Origin of the sequence: Gemmatimonas sp. (genome assembly GCF_044345575.1) — a bacterium.
In the GTDB taxonomy this organism is placed as follows: Bacteria; Gemmatimonadota; Gemmatimonadetes; order Gemmatimonadales; family Gemmatimonadaceae; genus Gemmatimonas.
Genome location: NZ_JBIJAW010000329.1, coordinates 1 through 3,622 on the forward strand (window position 1 = coordinate 1; position 3,622 = coordinate 3,622).

Genomic DNA, 3,622 nt, shown 5'->3' on the forward strand with positions numbered 1-3,622 from the left:
CTGCTCCACGTCGCGACGCGTTCCGCCTTCGGCACTCCCACCCTTGGGCCCCATACCACCATCGCTGCGCATGCTCAGTGCGATGCGATTGCGCGGCAGGTCCACGCTCTGCACGGTGACCTTCACCTTCATCCCCACCTTCACCACATCGTTCGGATCCTTCACGTAGCGATCGGCGATCTGGCTCACGTGCACGAGCCCATCCTGGTGCACGCCGATGTCCACGAACACACCGAACGCCACGATGTTGGTCACCACGCCTTCCAACACCATACCCGGCAGTAGATCGCTGGGCTTCTGAATGTCCTCGCGGAATGCGGGCGGCTCGAACGCGGCACGCGGGTCACGCCCCGGCTTCTTGAGCTCGGCCGCGATGTCCACGAGCGTGGGCATCCCCACATCGCCGCTCACGTACTTCCGGAGGTCGATACGATCCACGAGTGCATCGTTGCCGATGAACTCGGCCACGTTCACGCCGAGGTCCTGCGCCATGCGCTCCACCAGCGCGTAGCGCTCGGGGTGCACCGCGCTCGCGTCGAGCGGATGCGCACCACCACGCACGCGCAAGAAGCCAGCGGCCTGTTCGAACGCCTTCGCGCCAAGACGCGGCACGTCCTTGAGATCACCGCGGCTCTTGAAACCACCCTTGCTGTCGCGCAGTGACACGATGGCCTGCGCGAGACTCGGGCCAATACCGGCCACGTAGCCGAGGAGCGCGGGCGACGCGGTGTTGATCTCGACACCAACGCGGTTCACGGCGCTTTCCACCGTTTCGTCGAGACGCTGCTTGAGCTTCGTCTGATTGACGTCGTGCTGATACTGCCCCACGCCGATGCTCTTGGGGTCGATCTTCACGAGCTCCGCGAGCGGGTCCTGCAGGCGGCGCGCGATGCTCACCGCGCCACGCAGCGACACGTCGAGCTCCGGGAACTCCGAACGCGCGAGATCGCTGGCGCTGTACACGGAGGCGCCAGCTTCGTTCACCACCACCACCACCGGGCGCGGTTCGTCCAATTCGCGCAGCGCGGCCTTGGTGAGCGTTTCGGTCTCACGGCTGGCCGTGCCGTTGCCGATGGCGATGAGCTCCGGCTTGAAGCGGTCCACCATGGCGCGCACCGCGCCGGCGAAGCGGTCTTCCTGGTGCAGATAGAGCGTGTCGGTGTGCACGAGTGCACCCGTGGCGCTCACCACCGCCACCTTCACACCGGTGCGGAAGCCAGGGTCGAGACCGATCACCTTCTTTTCACCCGCGGGGCTCGCCAGCAGCAGCTGCTCGAGATTGCGACCGAAGATGGTGATGGCTTCGTCGTCGGCGCGCGTCTTGAGCTCCACGCGCAGTTCCACTTCGATGGCCGGCGAGAGCAGGCGCTTGTACGCGTCGGCGCACACGAGCGTGAACTGCTGCTGCGCCTTCTTCCCCGCCCCCACTTCGCTCAAGAGACGCGCGTTGATCTCTTCCACCGGCGCCTCGATGCGCCACAGCAGTTCCCCTTCGGTCTCGCCACGACGGATGGCGAGCATGCGATGGCTGGGAATCGTGCCGAGCGATTCGGAGAATTCGAAGTAATCCTTGAACTTGGATTCGTCGCTCTTCTTCTCCGCGAGCACGCTGCTCTTCACCACGCCCTTGGCGCGCGTGATTTCGCGCACCCAGCCGCGGATCACGGCATCTTCGGCGATCTGCTCGGCGAGAATGTCACGCGCGCCCTGCAGCGCCGCTTCAGCCGTGGGCACTTCGCTCGGCTTGCCATCCGCTTCGGGCAGAATGAACTCGGCCGCCTTGGCGAGCGCGGCCGCATCGTCGAGGCCGCCGTCGAACAGCGCCTCGGCCAGCGGTCCGAGCCCGCGCTCCCGCGCAATCATGGCGCGTGTCCGGCGCTTGGGCTTGAAGGGCAGATAGAGGTCTTCGAGCGCCTGCTTCGTATCGGCCGCCATGATGGCGGCCTTGAGCGTGTCGTCGAGCTTGCCCTGTTCATCGATGCTCTTGATGATGGCCGCACGGCGGTCTTCCATCTCCTTCAGATACTCGGCGCGCTCACGAACGTCGCGGAGCTGCACTTCGTCGAGCCCGCCGGTCATTTCCTTGCGGTAGCGGGCGATGAAGGGGAGTGTGGCGCCCTCTCCAAAGAGGGCAAGGGTCCGCTGAACCTGCTGGACGTTCAGCGACAATTCGGTCGCCACGCGCGCCACGAGGGCGGGGGCAAGCATATCGAGGGTGGGGGCAGTCATAGGCGCGGATACTATGTGCGCAGAGACTGGAATTGGAGGGCTTGCGGAACGGCGACAGCAGGTATGGAAATCGCGAGGGAAAGAGCGGGGGGGTCGCGACTGGGGGGACGCGGTCCGATGATTGGGTGTGTGCGACTGACGGCACGCCTGTTCAGGGTCTAGAGTAGGGCGTTGAGGGTTGTGGGTTGGTGCAACACCCACTCACGACCCTCTACACACGACCCTCAACATTGAACGGGGCGGCTGTCAGTCACACACGCGATCACGCGCGGTCACAACATGCCACGCTCGGCCGCTGTTACCCACACCCCGCAATCGCACTTTCCCACAGCACCTTCCACTCTCCTCCCCGCCGCACGAGCACCGCCGCCCCAAGCGCCACGCCATCATCTCGGCCGAACAGAAGGCGCACATCGCGCGCACCCGTCGCGCGGAAGGCGAGCAGCGGTTCGGCGACCACGAGTTCTTCCTCATGTCCCGACGCGCGCTCGTGCCAGCCCACACGCCACGCTGCCACGTCAGTGCCGAGCGCATCCACCACCATCACGATCCGTTCCTCCTTGGGATCGTCCTCCTGATTCACCCGGCGCGCGAGCACCGCGACGACGAACGCGCTGTCAGTCTCGCGCGCCCGCCAGGCGCGCAGCACGACGAAGGGGAGCCCGCGAAAGGTCGCACTCGAATCGTCGGGCAGGCGTGACGCGAGCCGGGTGAGATTCGCGGCGAGCGCCGCCGAGTCGCGCGGCGCCATGCCCTCGATGGAATCGAGCGGAATGGCCGTGACGCGTCCCGCGGCGAAGGCAGCGGTCCACGGCTGCACCGTCACGCCGGGGTCCACGGCAAGGCGCGCCACCGGCCAGGCCGTGCAGCCCACATCGGTGGATGGGGCGCTCTCCACGGAGAGTCGAGCCACGCTCACGCGGCCGCCGCGCGCGAAGAGCTCGAGCCGGCCGTCACCCATGAGTGCGCCGATCCCCGTCGTGTCCCCCACCGCGCTGTCTGCAGCCTCCGGCAGCAACAGCGACCCGGCTACCATACCGCCGTCCACCGTAGGGAGCACCACGAAGGGGCCAGCCGCAACATCCCAGCCGCTGGCACTCGCGGAGGCGGCCGCACGATCCGAGCGCGCGGTACCAGCTGCCCCCGCGGCCGAGTCATCGCCGCCGGCCGACGACGACCGATCGCACGCGGCGAGCAGCAGCATCGGCACCGCAGACAGACAGCGCCGGAGTCGGGGCCTACGAGATACGAGGCGTTGGAGCATGAGTAGAAGTATGTCACGCCACGTACTGGACAGCGACCAACCCGTCCCAGAGCATTACGCGGAGCCCGTGCCCACCCCATTTCCGGACCGCGACCCCGTGACCTCGTCTGCTACCGCCGCCACGCCCAA

At 66.9% G+C, this 3,622-nt stretch carries 2 protein-coding genes; both read right to left on the reverse strand.

Features of this window, described 5'->3' with window-relative positions; all coding sequences use genetic code 11:
* The coding region (locus tag ACIQ6O_RS14515) for a Tex family protein (protein WP_396208496.1) at positions 1–2,229 on the reverse strand (2,229 nt) is incomplete at its 3' end.
* Positions 2,230–2,527: 298 nt separating this feature from the next.
* Entirely contained in the window at positions 2,528–3,433 is a 906-nt protein-coding gene (locus tag ACIQ6O_RS14520; protein ID WP_396208497.1) for a hypothetical protein, read from the reverse strand.
* Positions 3,434–3,622 lie beyond the last annotated feature (189 nt).

Excerpts from the sequence above, each read along its gene's own strand:
- ACIQ6O_RS14520 (WP_396208497.1), bottom strand. The coding sequence starts at position 3,433 with ATGCTGCTGCTCGCCGCGTGCGATCGGTCGTCGTCGGCCGGCGGCGAT.